The 16,743-nt window shown below is 69.4% G+C and carries 14 protein-coding genes; 4 read left to right on the top strand and 10 right to left on the bottom strand.

All coding sequences use genetic code 11. The annotated features are described in order from the left end of the window. Positions 1-29 precede the first annotated feature (29 nt). Complete coding sequence (locus WME96_RS25385; protein ID WP_437284174.1) at positions 30-464, top strand: globin domain-containing protein; 435 nt, start codon at positions 30-32, stop codon at positions 462-464. 15 nt (positions 465-479) lie between these two features. Here WME96_RS25385 and WME96_RS25390 read toward each other — a convergent pair whose 3' ends face one another. From WME96_RS25390 to WME96_RS25410, 5 genes are all read right to left on the bottom strand, one after another. Continuing rightward, positions 480-2,000, bottom strand: coding sequence for a sigma 54-interacting transcriptional regulator (locus tag WME96_RS25390; protein ID WP_437284175.1), 1,521 nt, complete (start codon positions 1,998-2,000; stop codon positions 480-482). Between the two features lie 241 nt (positions 2,001-2,241). Further along, positions 2,242-3,327, bottom strand: coding sequence for a catalase family protein (locus WME96_RS25395; protein ID WP_437284176.1), 1,086 nt, complete (start codon positions 3,325-3,327; stop codon positions 2,242-2,244). A 29-nt stretch (positions 3,328-3,356) separates the two neighbouring features. After that, positions 3,357-4,487 (bottom strand): hypothetical protein, encoded by a 1,131-nt coding sequence (locus WME96_RS25400; protein ID WP_437284177.1) that lies wholly within the window; start codon positions 4,485-4,487, stop codon positions 3,357-3,359. 26 nt (positions 4,488-4,513) lie between these two features. Next, complete coding sequence (locus WME96_RS25405; protein WP_437284178.1) at positions 4,514-6,337, bottom strand: hypothetical protein; 1,824 nt, start codon at positions 6,335-6,337, stop codon at positions 4,514-4,516. A 330-nt stretch (positions 6,338-6,667) separates the two neighbouring features. Beyond that, complete coding sequence (locus WME96_RS25410; RefSeq protein WP_437284179.1) at positions 6,668-7,543, bottom strand: helix-turn-helix domain-containing protein; 876 nt, start codon at positions 7,541-7,543, stop codon at positions 6,668-6,670. Between the two features lie 314 nt (positions 7,544-7,857). On the opposite strand from WME96_RS25410, the gene WME96_RS25415 reads away from it, so the two are divergent. After that, on the top strand, positions 7,858-8,865 hold the full coding sequence (locus WME96_RS25415) for an SGNH/GDSL hydrolase family protein (protein WP_437284180.1): 1,008 nt from the start codon (positions 7,858-7,860) through the stop codon (positions 8,863-8,865). 90 nt (positions 8,866-8,955) lie between these two features. Here the strand turns inward: WME96_RS25415 and smpB are convergent, their stop codons facing one another. The 4 genes from smpB to WME96_RS25435 form a co-directional block, all read right to left on the bottom strand. Continuing rightward, entirely contained in the window at positions 8,956-9,444 is a 489-nt protein-coding gene (gene smpB, locus WME96_RS25420; protein WP_437284181.1) for an SsrA-binding protein SmpB, read from the bottom strand. A 157-nt stretch (positions 9,445-9,601) separates the two neighbouring features. Then, on the bottom strand, positions 9,602-10,366 hold the full coding sequence (locus WME96_RS25425) for a hypothetical protein (RefSeq protein ID WP_437284182.1): 765 nt from the start codon (positions 10,364-10,366) through the stop codon (positions 9,602-9,604). A gap of 773 nt (positions 10,367-11,139) precedes the next feature. After that, positions 11,140-11,394, bottom strand: coding sequence for a glucuronyl esterase domain-containing protein (locus WME96_RS25430; RefSeq protein WP_437284183.1), 255 nt, complete (start codon positions 11,392-11,394; stop codon positions 11,140-11,142). Beyond that, complete coding sequence (locus WME96_RS25435; protein ID WP_437292440.1) at positions 11,327-11,785, bottom strand: hypothetical protein; 459 nt, start codon at positions 11,783-11,785, stop codon at positions 11,327-11,329. The genes WME96_RS25430 and WME96_RS25435 overlap by 68 nt, the downstream gene beginning before the upstream one ends. Positions 11,786-12,088: 303 nt before the next feature. Here WME96_RS25435 and WME96_RS25440 point away from each other — a divergent pair, with 303 nt between their 5' ends. Together WME96_RS25440 and WME96_RS25445 are read left to right on the top strand one after the other, a co-directional pair. Then, positions 12,089-13,009, top strand: a complete 921-nt coding sequence (locus WME96_RS25440) for a glycoside hydrolase family 11 protein (RefSeq protein WP_437284184.1) — start codon at positions 12,089-12,091, stop codon at positions 13,007-13,009. Positions 13,010-13,440: 431 nt separating this feature from the next. Beyond that, positions 13,441-14,952 (top strand): hypothetical protein, encoded by a 1,512-nt coding sequence (locus tag WME96_RS25445; RefSeq protein ID WP_437284185.1) that lies wholly within the window; start codon positions 13,441-13,443, stop codon positions 14,950-14,952. Positions 14,953-15,425: 473 nt separating this feature from the next. Here WME96_RS25445 and WME96_RS25450 read toward each other — a convergent pair whose 3' ends face one another. Next, on the bottom strand, positions 15,426-16,625 hold the full coding sequence (locus WME96_RS25450) for a glycoside hydrolase family 11 protein (RefSeq protein WP_437284186.1): 1,200 nt from the start codon (positions 16,623-16,625) through the stop codon (positions 15,426-15,428). Positions 16,626-16,743 lie beyond the last annotated feature (118 nt).

A 16,743-nucleotide genomic window follows, 5' to 3' on the forward strand; every position in this document is an offset into this window, starting at 1 on the left:
CTCACACCGTGACGGAGGAGCGGTCTCTCATGTCATCCCAGGATGCCGAGTTGCTGCGCGACAGCTTCGAGCTCGTCGTGCAGCGAGATCACGAGTTCCCTCGCCTCTTCTATCGGGTCCTGTTCGAGCGGTACCCGCAGGCGAGGCCGCTCTTCACGCGCAACAGCCCCGGGGCCCAGGGCACGATGTTCGAGCGGACGCTCATGGCGGTGCTCGACCACTACGAGGACGACGCCTGGCTCTCGGAGAAGCTCGCGCCGCTCGGCGCGCAGCACGTGGCCTACGGCGTGACGCCGGAGATGTACGACTGGGTCGGCGAGGCGCTCGTCGCGGCGCTCCGCGAGGTGAGCGCCGCCGACTGGACCGAGGCGCACCGCGCCGCGTGGACCAGGGCGTACGGCGTCATCGTCGACCGGATGCGCGCGGGCGAGCGCGCTCCGGCGCAGGCCGCGCGCGGCGCGTGAGCCGCGCGCGCCGGCTCAGCCCTCGCTCACCTCTTCGTCCGGCCCGGCGATGCCGTGGCGCTTCATGAGCCGGTAGAGGGCGAAGCGGTTCTTCAGCCCCAGCGAGCGCGCCGCGCTGGTCACGCTGCCCTGGGACTCCACGAGCGCGGCCTCGATCTCGGCGCGCCCGAGCGGGGGGCCGGAGTCGGACACCTGAGGCGGGTTGGACTTGCCGGGCTCCGACCTGGCGCCGGCCCGGGGATCCGTCTTGGGGTCGGTCACCTCCGGGCGGAGCGCCGCGCGGACCTCGGGCGTGAGGGCGAGGAAGCTGTCCGGGCTCGACTTGAGGGCGATCCACATCAGCCGCTGCAGCTCGCGCAGGTGGTGCGTGTAGGCGTGGCGGAGGAGCGCCTCGACGAGCGCCGGCGCGATCCGCGGCTCGGCGAGCCGGTCGTCGCGGCGCTCGAAGAAGCGATCGGTCAGCTCCGGGCTCTCGCGCGCGGCGGCGGCGAGCAGGTGCCGCAGCAGCAGCGGGATGTCCTCGCGGCGATCGGGGAGCCCGGGGACGCTCACGCTGATCAGGAAGCGGGCGGAGAAGTCGTGCTTCAGCGACTCGGCCGGGCGGTTCGTCGCCGCGATGACGCGCAGATCCGAGCGGCGCACGCGCGGCTCGCCGAGCCGCTGGTACTCGCCGTCCCGGTCGAGCACGCGCAGCAGGTGGGCCTGCAGGTGCGCCGGCAGCTCGCCGATCTCGTCGAGGAAGAGGGTGCCGCCGTCCGCCTCGCCGATGAGCCCGGGACGCTCGGGGCTGCCGGCGTTGGGGTAGCCCCTGGCCGTCCCGAACAGCTCGGCGTCGACCAGGCCCTCGGGGAAGGTCGCGGCGTTGCGCGCGACGAACACGCCCGCGCGCCGGCGGGAGAGCGCGTGGATGGCGCGGGCGGCGAGCTCCTTCCCGGCGCCGCTCTCGCCGCGCACGAGCACGTGGTTGCCGGACTGCGCCGCGAACGCGAGGCTGCCGCGCAGCGCCCACACGGCCGGGCTCTCTCCGACGATCCCGTGGGCGTCGGCGTCGCCGAACGAGAACCGCGGCGCCTCGCGGAGCGACTGGATCACCTCGAGGCTCCACCGCCGCCGCACGACGAGCAGCACCAGGGCGTTCTGCAGCGTGAGCGTGTCGCCGGGCTTCAGGAGGCCCTGCGTCGCGGGCAGGCCGTTGATGAGCAGGGGGCAGCGCCCGACCGATCGGACCGCGAGCAGCCCGTCCTGGGTGGGCTCGAGCTCGAGCTGGAGGCGCGAGATCCGCGGCCCCTCGAGCGGCGGCATCGCGGCCCAGCCCATCGGGCGCTGCCGGTGGAACGTGAGGCGCGGCGCGCCGTCCTGCGATTGCGGCCCGCCGCGGCCGAGGACGCACCGCCCCTCGACGAGCGCCGCCTCCCCGAGGCGGCTCGGCTCCTCGCGCGACCAGGCGACGACCAGATGAAAGAGCTCCGGGGGCGGCTCCAGGTCGTTCCGGCCCCACAGGGCGCTGGGCTCGGTCAAGGTCGTGGAGGACGTCACGGATGAAAATTCCGGAACGTGAGTTTATCACGGCAGGGTGGCACCGACATCGGTAACGTTCTGGGGCGTCGCGTCAGCGCGCGCCGTACGACGCGGCGTGTGACGCCGACAGCCGCTGCGCGCCGGTCCTGCGGGGCCCGCGAGCGCAGGCTGGGATGCTGGATGACGATCTCACGCGCGTCGAGGCCGCGTCGGACGCGCGCTCTTCACGCGCGTCGAGGCCGTGTCGGACGTGCGCTCCTCACGCGCCCCCGGGCCGCGCCGGGTGCTCGCTCGTCGGCGCGCGCCCGCGCCACGGGCGGAGCGCCCTCGGCTCCTCGCGGCGAACGCCGTTCCTCTCGTGGCGGAGCTTCGATATCGCCTCGTAGACCGCGCGCCGGGCGCGGTTCAGCCCGCCGAGCGGCCGGTGCGCCGGCAGGGCGTGCCAGGGCGTGAACGAGAGGTTCTCCTCGAACTCGGCCCGTCCCGGCTGGTCGAGGCGCTGCGCCGGGATCACCATCGTCGCGACCTTGCGGAACGGCGCCACGTCCTCGCTCCAGCGGATCGTCGGGTCCTCGATGGGCGTCCGCGTCGGGTGCGCCTGGAGCTGCACAAGGAAATCGAACATCCAGTCCCCCCGCTCGAGCTGCCGCGCCACGGCCTGCTTGAGCGCGTCGTCGCCCGGCTCGACCTCGACCCGCGGCGCGCCGCAGGGCCGCGGGACCACGGAGAACTTCATCGCCCGCTCCCCCAGCCGGAACGGCGTCTGGCTCCAGTAGCGGGCGTGCAAGGGGTTCGTCACCGGCTTGCGCATGGCGCAGAGGTAATTCATGAGCTCGCGCAGCCGGAGGCGGGGCGGGCTGCACGAGAAGAAGAACGAGAGGGGCTTGCCCGCCCTCGTGGCGGACATGAGCTCGGCGTAGTCCGCCACGTTCCGCGCGAAGAACACGTCCGTGTTCGCCATCAGGAAATCCTGCGTCGTCGCGTCCTTCTCGCCGTCGAGGATCTTCTCGCCCGGGACGTCGAGCAGCTTGATCGCCATGCAGCGGGAGTCGCGCTGCATGTCCGACTGGACGCGCGAGGAGGTCGACGAGAAGCGGACCCACGCCGGGTAGACGCGCGGCTCCCGGAAGACGCCTTGCCGGAGCTCGTCGGGCAGGCCGTCATCGATGATGAAATGGGCCCTCACGCAGCCGTTCGACTTCGGGTGCACGCCGCGGAGCGCCGGCGACGCGCCCGCCGGATACGCTCGCTCGTAGCTGCGCTTCATGTCCTCGGTGAGCCGTCGAATGCAGTCTTCCTCGCCGGGCGGCGGGCACTCCTCGTGGAGATCGAGCGTCGTGTTCATGACCAGGATCCTCTCTGTCGTTGGGAGTCTCAGGACGGCCTCGCGAGGGCGCGCTCGCGCGCGGGGAGCGCCAGGGCGCCGCTCGCGGGCTTCGCGCCGGACGCGCTCTCCTGCCGCTTGCGGTGCTGCACCTCGTTGCGCATCTGGATGAGCCGCGAGAAGGTGGTGACCCAGAAAGGCGCGCCCAGGGAGAGCATCCCGCACGAGAACGCGAGCCCGGCCAGCCAGAACAGCGTGTCGCGCACGAGCTGGAGCGCCGTCGGCGAGGCCGCGGGGCTGTCGCCGCGGTACGCGCAGAACCGCTCCACGATCCAGCTCTCTTGCCAGCCGATGCCGAGGTTCGCCTCGTCGAGGATGGTCGCCGTCTTCTGCATCTCGAGCCGGAAATCCTCGAGCGTGGCGTCCCGGAGCTCGTCCGGCGCGCGCTGCGCGGACGGGCGCTCGCCCAGGCGGGCGGCGGTGGCCATCACGGGGTCCGCCTGCGCGATGACCTGCGCGCGCGAGGCGCCGTTCTCGTGGAGCCGGGCGAGCACCCGGAAGCCGTCGAAGTTGAAGAGGAGGACCACCATCATCGAGACGAGGACGGTGAGCTGCCGCGCGCGCTGCTTGAACGTCTGGGACGCCGTCCCTTCGAGGGTGGGAAACCAGCGGCGCACGTAGGCGGAGAACTGATCGAGCGTCGCGTAGCGCTTCGTCTCGACGGCGCCGCCCTGGCCACAGCTCACCCAGCGGCCGGGCAGCAGGCGTTCACGCCCCTCCGCGTCGACGGCCACCGACGCGCCCGCGGCGATGGTGATCAGGTCGTCGGCGTCGATGTACTCGACGAGCAGCGCGAGCCGCGCGGGGTCCGATCCGGCCACGAGCTTCGCGCTGCGCGCGTGCAGGACCGGATCCGCGAGCACCTCGTGCACGAAGCGCATCTCGCAGGACTCGTCCCTGGAGAGCGCGTCCGGCGCCGGGCGCCCGGTCACCGGGTCGACGACCTCGGGGTCCCTGTGGAACGTGCGGAACCCGTGGATCAGCGATCGCAGCATGTGAATGAGGACGCAGGACCGGTAACGCCCGACGTTGATGATCACCTGCACGACCGCGCTCACGAACAGGCTCGCAGTGAGCATGATCAGCGCGAACGCGAGCGCGGTTTCCAGGAGGGGGATCATGGCTGTGCTCCTTTGGTCCGGTTCGTTCAGAGGGTCTTGAGGTAGTCGACGAGGGCCTCACGGTCGCCCGGCGGGAGGCCGGTGCCGTACGTGTGCCCCGCGTTGCTGTTGCCCGGGATAGGCTCGTGGTTGGCGTCGACGGTGCGGTAAAGGAAGAGCGCGCGCTCTCCCTCCATCGGCTCGGTCGACAGCCAGCCGACGTTCTGCTCGTCGAAGCGCCGGCTGCCCCGGTAGAACTGCCTCGGCCGGAACGCCTGCGCCTCCTCCGGATCGAGCTCGCCGGGCGACGCGGGCGGCTTGAGCAGGTCGCCCAGCGTGGGCACCGATCCGTTGTGGAGGTAGGGAGCGCGCGCCCAGATCCCGTCGAGCGGGCCGGCGAGGTACTCGCCCGCCGCCTTGACCGGGCGGAACGCGTCCTTCTCCCAGAGGTGCCGCCGCTCGCCGAACGCGTTGAGCGCGTCGGCGGCCGGCTTCATGAACGCTCTGGAGCGCTCCGTGTCGGTCCCGACGTCGACGCGCTCCATGTAACGGCTGCCCGCGACCTGCGCGACCGTCCGCGTCTGCCGGTCGTAGAGCCCGTGGCACGAGGCGCAGTGCGCGACGAAGAGCGCGCGGCCGCGCGCCACCCGCTCGGGCGGGGGCGCCGTGAACGGGTATTCCGGCGCCGGGAGGTCCCGCTCGAGCCAGCGCCCGATCGCGTCGACGTTCTCCTTGTGGAGCGACAGCGCGACCGCGCCGACGCCGATGGCCGAGCCGCGGTTGCGGGCCATGGAGCTCATGGTGTTGCCGTCGACGTGGTGCCAGGGGCGAACCTCCGCGCGCTGGTTCCACAGCGAGGGGAAGTCGATCTGGGCTGCGGTCCCGTCGTCGGGCGCGCCGAGGACCTCGAACTTGACCGCGTTGAAGGGGTCGATTCGCCCCGGACCGTTGTCGGCCCGGAGGTCCATCCAGGCGCTGACCGCCGCGCGCCCCCGCTGCTTCAGCTCGGCCAGGATGACCCGGTAGACGAGCTGCTCGCGGACGGTGAGCGGGGGGGCGCCTTCCTCGTCGAGCGCGGCGTTGATCTCGTCGATGAGCCGCTCGCCGGTCATGCGCTCGTCCAGGAAGGCGCGCGAGAAGAAGCGCTTGAATCCCTGGAGGTCGGCGGTGTGGTTCGGCATCCCGTCGACGTAGGCGACCTCGCCGTCCGCTCTCAGGTACTCGCCGCGGTGGCACCCCGAGCAGTTGATGGCCACGCGCTTCAGCGCAAAGCTGGTGCGCAGCAGCGGGACGTGCAGGGTGGAGTCGGCGAGGAAGAGCCCGCGGCCCACCGGGCGCGACGTGTAATAGGTGCTGTCGTCGTCGCCGAAGCCGAAGCGCTCGTAGCCGCCGCCCTTGAACTCCTCCGCGAAGATCTTCGGCATGACGCGGAAGATCCAGTAAGGGACTCCCCCGCCGAACTCGGTGCCCGTGGCGCCGTACCGGAAGCACCACGCGAGGTCCTCCTTGCAGTCGCGCTTCCTGCCGGGCACGGGCCGCTCTGCGGGGATGGCTCCTTCCGAGGGGAGATGGAGATCGACCGTGACGGTCGATGCGAGATGGCGAGGTCGGAAGACAAGAACGGTGAGCAGCGCAACAAAGGTGACGAGGGGGATGCCGAAGGCGGCGTGGCTCGTGCCGAGCCAGCCGGCGGCGCCGAGGGTGATTCGCCGGAGCCAGGCGCCGCCCTTACCGGAGCTCCGGGGGGCGACCTCGAGCTCTCCCGGCTGCGGGGGCGCGGTATCGATCACGGTGCGGGACACCCGGTCGTAGTGCCGGAGGGTCCGCGGAGACATGCTGCTCGGAACCATGCGATCGTCGTCGTTGGGCATCGCGGAGCTCTCCTTGGCGGCGCGGGCGAGCCTGGCGTCAGTCCTGCGGGACCGCGCCGGGCCGGTACGCCTCGGCCAGCAGGGGGCGTGGGGGCAGCGGGTTGCACCACGCCGCGGGTCAACCTCGCCCCAAGCACGGGGTGGGCCACGGTGTGCCGGGGCGAAATGCCCGAGTTTTCTGGGGAAAACTGGCGGTGCGAGCGCACGGGGCGTGCGTGCACGCACGCACGCGCCCGCACGCTCTGTGGAGGCCCGGTCCATGGCCGGACGGCACCGCCCTCCTCCGTCGGCCCGCGCTCACGGCCTGCGCCGGCGGAGGCCGGCCGGCGTTCACCTCTTTCGATACGCGCCGGGCGTCGTCCCCGTACGACGCTTGAACGCCGTCGTGAGATGCCCCTGGTTGGAGAAGCCACAGGCCAGGGCGATCTCGGCGATGGACATCCGCTCGTCTCGGAGCATGGTCATCGCCCTTTCGATGCGGCGTGAGAGCACGTACTGATAAGGACTCTGGTGAAAGGCGTGCTTGAACAGGCGCGAGAAATGGTCCGGCGAGTAGCCGACCAGCGCCGCCAGGTCGACGAGCCCGAAGTTCGAGGAAAGCTCGCTGTCCACGAACTTCTCGATCTGGGTGCGCTGGCTGGCCGAGAGGCTCGCGTTGCGCAGCGAGATCTCCGCCTTGGCCCCCGCTCCGTAACGAGCCGTGAGGTAGGAAGCCAGCGCCAGGGAGAGCGACTGCACGTAGACGGCACCGAGGTACTCTTGCCCCACGGCCTGCGCCTGCAGGCGATGAACCAGGTCGACCACGTGGGCGTCGACCAGCCCAAACTGTGGGCCGCGCTCGGGGACCAGAACGGCGGACGGGGACGAACAGAGGGCCAACATGGATGCTTCGGGGAAGTTCACCGACGTACACACCGACGGCCGCCCCCGCCAATCGATGCGTTGAAGCCTGGTCTTCCGCGGCAAGAGGTCCATCATCCCCGAGAGCCGCTCGAACGAATGCTCCCGAACCTCTCCTGAGGTCGGCTCCACGAAGCGAATGTCGATCTGCGAGGGGCCTCCCGCCCAGACCAGGACCGCATCCGACTCGTTGGAGAGGGCCTCGAGCCGGCCGCTTTCGGGCACGTGCCCGATCCGGAGAGGCAGCCCCACCCAGTCCGATCCGGTGAGAGCCAACCCGTACTTCGCTGAAAACTCCGCGGTCATGCTCGGGGTCGCCCCACACCATCGTCGACGTCGAGGAACAACGGGTCAAGCCTTTCTTGCACGAATCTTGCACCGGGCGTGCCCAGCGCGCACCTCTGCTCGCTTGCGTCGCGCGCATTCACGCTCCGCGTCGGGATCCTGAAAACCTACGTCGAGAACTTGAACGACGTATCCGCGGGCGCCGCGTACCGTTCCCCCACTTCCTCGCAGAGGTCGTGCGGGCTGCGTGGCATGGAGCCGAGCGCCCGCCGGACATCTGTTCGAGACACAAAAGTTCACCCTATCGGTCAGCCATGACCGGGAGCTCTGCACCCATGTTGCCCTTGACCTCTTGGCGCCTCGTCCGCCGTGTTGCATCTGGCACCTTCGCCCGCGGGATTCCCCTCGCGAGCCTTCTCTTGAGTGGTTCCCTGGCCTGCTCCAGCGCTCCTGATGGCTCGACCGATGGCTCCGGTGGGTCCGGAGGGGCGTCTTCCGGCGGCGCTCCGACGAGCGGCAGTGGGATCTCGGAAGGCGCCTCGACCACGGGTGGACCGGGCAGCACGACGGGAACCGTAGGCGCGGGTGGGCAGGCGGCCACGGGAGCCACCACGGGGAGCGGGGCGACGGGCACCGGCGGGGAGGGCGCCGGTGGAGACCCCTCCGGCAGCGCGACGTCCAGCAGCTCCGGCGGAAGCGGGGGTTCTCCCGCGACAGGGTTCCAGCCTTGCCCCGAGACGGGCCCCTGCAAGGTCCTGCCCCTCGGGGACTCGATAACCTTTGGTCTCGGCTTCGATGGCGGCTATCGGGTCGAGCTCTTCCGCCTGGCCCGGGCAGACGGCCACGAGATCACCTTCACGGGCACGCAGGCGATGAACGGACCCGCGATGGTCGATGGCGCGCCGTTCCCCCGCAATCACGAGGGGATCAGCGGAGAGACCATCCAGCAGATCGCCAATCGCGTCCCGACCCCGGCGCTCCGAGACGTGCCGCACATCGTGCTGCTCCATGCGGGCACCAATGACATGGTGCGGGAGGCCAACGGCGCCAACACCCGCCTGGGCGCTCTCCTGGACGAGCTGATCGCCGAGGCGCCCGACGCGCTGATCGTGGTGAGCAACATCATCCCTCTGCCGTTCGCCGCAGCCTCGGTCGACGCGTACAACGCCACCATCCCCGGGCTGGTCGAGGAGCGGGCCAGCGCGGGCGCGCACATCATCTTCGCCGATCAGTTCACGGGTTTCCCCACGTCCGAGCTCGGCGACCAGGTCCACCCCAATCAGGCGGGTTACGCCCGGATGGCGGGCGTCTGGTACGACGCGATCGCCGACTACCTGAGGTGAGCCGGCCCGGGGCCGGAGCTCCACCGTCAGGGGTGGGCTCCGGCCTGCGATCGACGCCCGAGCCGGGTATCTGCGGGTTCGCCGGACGCGTCACGGGCGTCCGTACACTCGCTGTCCGTGCACCACCACGGCGCGCGCCTCGCGCTCGGCGTCTTGCGCCCTGATGGCCTCGCGCTTGTCGTAGATCTTCTTCCCCCTCGCCAGCGCGATCTCGACCTTGGCCAGACCGCTCTTGAAGTAGAGCCGGGTAGCGACGGCGGTCATCCCCTCACGGGCGATCGACAGGTCGATGCGCTGGATCTCGCGCCGGTGAAGGAGGAGCTTGCGCGCGCCCTTCGGCAGGTGGCCGAAGGCTGCACCGGCCATCTCGGCGATGCTCACGCCTTGCAAGAACACCTCGCCCCGAGAGACCGTGCAGAACGAGTCGGTCAGGTCGGCCTTGCCGGCGCGAAGCATCTTCACCTCGCTGCCCTTGAGGACGATCCCCGCCTCGAACCGGTCGCCGAGATCGTAGTTGAAGCTCGCGCGCTTGTTGCGCGCGATGAGCGTCTCGCCCGGCCTGGCCTTCTCCTTCGGCACGAGGGGGATCTTAAACCACTGAAGGCGCGCGCGCCATGGCCGCATCGAGCGCGCTCGGCGGGCAGATCGCGTCGCTCGAAGACCCGCCTGTCCCACGTGAGATCGAGGGTGCTGTTGGTCTCGAGGGTGCCGAGCTCCTCGGTGTCGCAATCCACCGTCAGAGCATGCGACACCGTGGATTCACGGAGCGCACGAGCTGGTCGGCGTCGCCGCTGATCTGAAGGACGGCGGCGCCCACGGGGCACTTGACCGTATACGCTGTGCTATGGGCGTTGCCGAGGCCAGGGACGGTGTTGGTGGTACCGTCGCCCATCTTCCACGCTTCGATCGTCTGACACAGCAGCTCGATCCGGTACACCAGGGTGTCGACCCAGATGTTGATCCCGACCAGGACCTGGCTCGCAGGGCAGATCGCGCTGCCCGGCGAGCCGCCGTTGCCGCCGGCGGTCACCGTCTGGAAGGCGGTGCCCAGGGTACCGTCGCCGGCGAGGGGCGCGCAGATCAGGCCAATACTGTCGATCGAGCCGCCGCTCCGCCCGTGGACGCCGACGGCCACGTTGCTGCCCCCACAGGAGACCTCGTAAGAGATGTCGACGGCCGCGCCGCCCGCGCCGCCCATGCCCCCAGCGCCGCCCGTGCCGCCCATGCCCCCAGCGCCGTCCGTGCCCCCAGCGCCGCCCGTGCCGTCAGCGCCGCCCGTGCCGCCAGCACCGCCCGTGCCGCCGCTCCCCGCGTCGCCGCCGGCGGTACCACCGCCGCTGCCGGCTGTGCCGCCGCCCGTCGTGCCGGCGGTGCCCGAGAAGTCGAGCTCGTCGACCCCCGAGATCGCGTTGCATGCCGCGCTCCCGCACACGAGGGCGAGCGCCGCGGCCATCACCGTCGCGAGAGTCTCTGTCGTCCGGACTGCTGCGTGCTCTCTCATTAGAAGCTTCCGTGGCGGATGATCTGGCCGGGCCCAAAGCTCGCCTGGAGGGCTGGCGCGGCCCATTTCCAGGTGCCGCAGCGCTGCGGCGGCGCCCCCGCAAGAGGCCGAGCGTCGGAAGCGCGGGGTGGATTCAATCATGGTGGGTCGGGTCGGCGGCATGAGGTCTCCGCTTCGGGGATCGAGGTCTCGGTGCGGTCGGTGGTTGACCATACCTGTGAGGGTGGCCGGAAGGAACCTGATCCGAGAACCCGCGCTGCCCGCGCCGCGCTGGCCGAGGTCAGCCCCTGGCCCTCGGGCACATGGCGCGTCGGCGACGTCGCGCGCCATGCGCTTGACAACCCAGCGACGCGCGTTCATACCTGACGCCGCGGGCCGACAGTGCTCGGTTTTCGTAACTAGAACGGTCCTAAGGTATCGACCCTCGGGCGACCGAGGTGAGAGAGCGGTCGCTCCTCTCCCCGAGAGAAGCGCTGCGTTCCCGCTGCCGTCTCTTCGAGCTTCGGTTCGGAGAGCGGTGAGAGAGGCTACCGAGCACGCCACCTTGTCCGCGCTCTGTTTCATCACCGCGCGCAGCGCGCGTCCAGGGCCGGAGGCGCCTGCGCAGCGGGGCGGAGCCCCTGCAGGCGCGCGAGCACGGTGCCACCGCCGCCAGGCGACGGCGGAGGGTCAGACGTCCGAGTCAGGTGGGCCCGAATGGCCCTTCTGAGCGGCTCCGCCTGCTCCGGATAGAAACCGCGATGAGTCTGCGGGTCCGAGGGCCTGCCGCGGTGTTAAGCGACATTCTCCTCCGCGCCGGGCGCCTTGTACACCTCTCCACCAGCCGCGGTAGCCGCGTGTTGGGCGACCGACCCCAGCTCGCCGATACGCGAATTGTCCAGGACGAGCAACCCGCGCGGCGCGTACATGGCGACCAGCGAGTGCGTGTCTGCCTGGACGACATTCACCTTATCTCGATAGCTACCCAAAACGGTCCCGGACCATTCCCGACTCGGTGACCTGGTCGGGCCTGCTGGGCTTCTCACCATGGATGTACTTCTCGATGGCCTTCTTCAGCTCAGCCCTGCGGCAGCGCCACTGCGACTTCTTGGACATACGTGCTCCATCGAGAGACTCGAACAGATCTGGCAGCTTGGCGTTGTTTACCTCCTCGGGCTGACCGACATCACAGTCCTCGCCATGAAACGCTAAAACGTCATTGTAGACGCCATCCGCGGTGTCATCGGTGCCACCGGTGCCATCGCTGCCACCACTCCCCGTCTGCCCACCCGCGGCGGGGCTCCCCTCGCCGCCACTGCCCCCCGGAGTCTCGCCCGCGCCGCCGCCTCCTCCGCCCGCTCGGTCGCCTTGCGGTGCCGGAGCGCCTCCAGCCAGGCCGACGCCGAGCTCAGTAGTGCCGCGGTCGGGCTCGTCTGCCACGGAGGCAAGTCCGAGCCGCCCGCCCCGGCGTGCAGCGCCGCCGCCTCGTCGAAGCTCCCCTCGATCTTGTATTGGCAGCTTTTCGCAGGCTCACCGTACCGGCGGCGGTTGCGCGAACGCGTCTGCGGCCTGGCCGGAGCGAGCCTGAGGGCTGGCCCTGAACCGGCACCAGGAACACCCCAGGGCCGCTTTGCCTATCGAAGTCTTTGCCAGCCGTGATCACTATGGCGACTTCCGGGAATAAGAACGGATAGCCAAGGAGGAGATGTGCGTTCAGCTTCACTTCAAACTTTCGCTCTCATCGTGGGATTCGTTGCGGTGGGCTGCTCGGGGTCGGATGATCTATCCGGGGAAGCCGGGTCGGGTGGCGGCTCGGCTGGGCCGGGCGGCACGACCACGAGCGGCGTGACAACGGGTGGCAGCACCGGCACTGCTGGGGGCGCGAGCGGGTCGACCGGCGTGACAACGGGCAGCACGAGCTCGGGCGGACCGGCGACGACCGGGACCGGGGGCTCGGACGCGACCGTGGGCTCGGGAGGAACCGGAGGCTCGGAGGGACCCACGACCACGACCACGACCACGACCACGACCACGACCACGACCTCGGCCTCGACCGGCGGCACGCCGGGCCCGTGCACCGAGCCCGACAAGGAGGTGTGCAGCGATGGTATTGGCATGCATTGCGGCCTCACCTACGAGTACTGGAAGGACCGAGGGGAGGGATGCCTGACCAACACGGCTGACGGCTTCAGCGTGAACTGGAACAACATCAACAACCTGCTGGGCCGCAAAGGCGTGAGGCCGGGCGGGAAGGACCATATCGTCACCTACGAGGCCGACTACCGCCCGAACGGCAATTCGTACCTGGGTGTCTACGGGTGGACAAGGAGCCCGCTCATCGAGTACTACATCATCGATAGCTGGGGCAACTGGCGTCCGCCGGGCGGCGAAGGGTTCGTGGGCACCGTCAACAGCGACGGAGGCACCTATGACATCTACAAGACCCAGCGCGTCAACCAGCCGTCCATCGATGGCACCGCGACGTTCTATCAGTTCTGGAGCGTCCGCAAGGAGAAGCGCACGAGCGGAACCATCACCGTCGCCAACCACTTCGACGCCTGGGAGCGCCAGGGGCTGACCCTGGGGACCTTCTATGAGGTCTCGCTGGTCGTGGAAGGATACCAGAGCAGCGGTAGCGCTGACGTGAAGGTCTCGATCGAGTGAGCGCTGGGCCTTGAGCATCGATTGGTCCAGCGACTAGAAGACAAGACGTGAGCGTTCGCGGGCTGGGAGGGGCTCTGAATCGCCGGCGCCCAGGGGTCACGAGCGGCGCCTTCCCGCAAGTTCAGGTGGCAGGTCACGGTGTCCGTCGGCGTGCAGCGAGCAGCGGCACGACCGGCGGCACCGGCGACCTGATGGTCGTGGAGTCGACGCTTCTCCTTAATCCCCTCGGCTCATCCGAAGTCGGCCACGATCTTCTCGCAACAATTTTTGACCCGCTTATCTGCTCGGAAGCCACCTGCCATGCAGCGCGACCAGCCGTTGGCCGACGCCCCGTCGGGGTCTCGTCCAACAAATGCGCGGGAGCATGCGCCCGGCATCCAGCGGTCACCAGGAGCACCATGCGAACCAACGATCAGGCACGCCTGTCTACCATGTCATTCGGCAAGATCTCGCAACGCACGCTCGGCTTCCTCTCGTGCGCCACGGCCCTCCTGCTGGGAGCCTGCAGCGGCGGCGATCCTGACGCCGGGGGCGCCGGCGGGACTCCGGACATGGGCACCCCGGGATCAGGGGGAGCCGGCCCCACCGCCTCCGTCACCAGCGGCGGCGCCCCGTCCACCTCCACCGCGACCACGGGCTCCTCGTCCACCGGAAATGCCGCAGGCGGCACCGGCGGGTCGAGCGGAACGGGCGACGTACACCCGAAAGATCATTGCGTGGACGGCTTCGATCCTCACCCCAGCGACGCGATGATGAAGGACGGTCCGGCGGAGTTCGCCAAGAACGGCCAGATCGATCTCACCGTTCAGCCGGAGGTCATCGCCTGGATGGAACAGAACGAATGGCAAGCCGCCCACTTCGAGTGGCACAGCATCCGGCGCTGCGGTGGCGGCGGGTTCGGCGGGATGAGCAGGGTCAACATCTGCAACTCGTCCGTCCCGGTCCCGTCGGACCAGGAGTGTAAGACCACGGGCGACGGCTTCCAGTTCCTCGCCATGCACCGGCACATGATCCAGTCGCTGAAGCAGCTCTGGCCGAATCACGCGGAGCAGTTCGACGGTTTCAAGAAGTTCCCCACGACGGCGGAGGAGCTGCCCCAGCAGTGGAGGGCGGACTTCCGGCCCTGGAGCGCCACGACGCTCGCCAACGCCAAGATCGCCGACGAGATCGACAAGCCGGAGAACCTGAGCCGCTTCCCGGACGAAGGCGCGCTGGGTATGTGGCTTCAGTGCTTCGCCGGCCAGGCCATCCCCGGTTCATCGTTGACGGCCAGCGGCCTGCACGGGGATCTCCATTTCAAATGGGTGCGCTCCAACAACACCGACCACGGCCTCGGCAACCAGTTCACGAACATCGACAACTACATGTTCTGGAAGCTGCACGGCTGGATCGACAACGTCTGGGAGAAGTACCGCGTCGCCAAGGGCTTGTCGCCCACCGACCAGGAGCTGAAGGACGCCGTGGCGGCCCAGTGCTACGAGATGGACGCGATCGCTCGGGTGATCAATCCTGAGTTGACTCCGGATCCGGTGGATCCGCTCCCCACCGAGTCCGGCGTGTTCCACACCACGGTCCGTCCGATCTTCGAGAGCGCGATCCACAAGTGCAGCGGTTGCCACGCTGCGCCGTCGACCGGTCCGCAGGCAGGTCTGTCGCTCGGCGGCGAGATCAGCTCGGCGGACATCGTCGCGGGCCTCGTCAACAAGCCGTCCAGGGGCGGTGGTCAGTTCAAGCTCGTGGTGCCGGGAGATCCGGAGCAGAGCTGGCTCTACCGCAAGGCCGCAGGGACGGCAGCGGCCGCGGGATGCAGGCCCTCCGCCAGCGCCAGCTGCAACACGGGCGTCATGCCGCAGTCCGCGGACGGCAAGCCGACGCTGACGAACGCTGAGCTCGCGGCCCTCCGCCAGTGGATCCAGGACGGCGCGCCCGCGCCGACGCCGTAGACTCGCCCTGATCCGCCTCGCCCACGGCCCGCTCGCCCCTGCTCGCGAGCGGCGCGTGGCGAGCGCCTCGCGCAACCCAGATCGATCACGCCGCGATGCGATCGACCATCTCTGCAACGCGGCGCCCGCTTGCTCGATCGTCCATGTGAGATCCGTCTGCAGTGACGTGGGTCTTCGACCCGTCCCTTCCCTGGCACGGAGTCGGGCAGGATGCTGACGCAGATCGAGTGAGGCGTGGAGCTGAACGAGCGGGAGCTCGGTCGCTGGACAACCCCGGCGCGTCCGCCCCCAGGACCCTTCGGGTCGAGGGGACGGGCGCCGTGTTCAGGCTGGTGTATCGGGGAAGCTCGGCCGACGTGGATGATCTGGGTCAGGAGGCGCTCCTGATCGCCAGCATCGGCCCGGGGGGGAAGCAGGCCGTCCGTCGGTGGGGCAGGATCTCCTGCCCACCGACGAGGCTCAAGACCCAGGACTCACCTGATGGACACGTTCACATCAGCAGACCCGCTGCTCTGGTACCCTTCCACGACCATCGAGACCTCGTACAGGTTCCCCAGGTTCATCCCCGCGCGCGCCCACGCATCGAAGTGGTTGCCGACGGTGATGGTTCCGCTCGTGCGCTTCGACGTACGGACGCTCCAGTACTGATAGAACGTCGCGTTGCCATCGATGGAAGGCTGGTTGACGCGCTGGGTCCGGTAGATGTCGTAGGTGCCTCCATCACTGGTGACGGAGCCCATGCGACCCTCACCGCCCGGCGGACGCCAGTTGCCCCAGCTATCGATGATGTAGTACTCCACGAGCGGGCTCCTTGTCCACCCGTAGACACCCAGGTACGAATTGCCGTTCGGCCGGTAGTCGGCATCGTAGGTCACGATCGAGTTCTTCGACCCGGGCCTCACGCCCTTGCGACCCAGCAGGTTGTTGATGTTGTTCCACTCGACGTTGAAGCCGTCGGCCGTGTTGGTCTGGCAGCCGGTCCCGGAGTCCTTCCAGTATTCGAAGGTCAGGCCGCAGTGGGTACCCGTCTGGTTGGCGCAGACCCTCTGATCGGCAGCCGTGCACGTGCTACCGCCGCCGCCAGCCCCGCCGCCGCCGCCAGCCCCGCCGCCGCCGCCCGCGCCGCCCGCGCCGCCGCCCGTCCCCGAGCTGCTGCTCGACGACACGCTCGAGCTGCTGCTCGACGACACGCTCGAGCTGCTGCTCGAGGTGCTGCTCGAGGAGGAGGAGGAGGAGCCCGAGGCGCCGGTGCCGCTGACCGACGCGATCGAAGGCCGCCCGGAGCCGCTGCCGCAGAAGCCCCACTCCGTCGTCTGACCCGCAGCCAGCGTTCCGTTGAAGGCCACGTTTCTGGCAGTGAACTGCCCGCTCCCCGGCGTGACGTTCACGTTCCACGGCGTGCTGTTCGTCGAGCCGTTGAGCGCGACGGTCACGCTCCAGCCGGTGACGGCCCTGAGGCCCTTGACCTTCACGCTCGCGCAGTAGCCGCTTCCCCAATCCGACTGGATTGCGAGCGCCGCGTCCACCGAGCCGTCCGCGCTAGCCACGCCGGCGCTGAGATCACCGAATTCGTCATCCTCGATGGGCGCATCCTCGATGGGCATGACGTTGCACGCGAGCACACCGATCGCGACCGAAGCCGACATGTAGCCAAGCAGGCGATTGAAGCTCATTAAGATTCTCCAGGATAGGGTCAGTCGAACCGCAGGCAGATTCTCGATACAGCGTTGCAAACAAGCGAGGCACCCTGCGAGCTCCACCGATCCATGGTTAGAGTTCAAGATTCCCGAC

The sequence above is a fragment of the Sorangium sp. So ce406 genome, from assembly GCF_051474675.1.
In the GTDB taxonomy this organism is placed as follows: domain Bacteria; phylum Myxococcota_A; class Polyangia; order Polyangiales; family Polyangiaceae; genus Sorangium; species Sorangium cellulosum_G.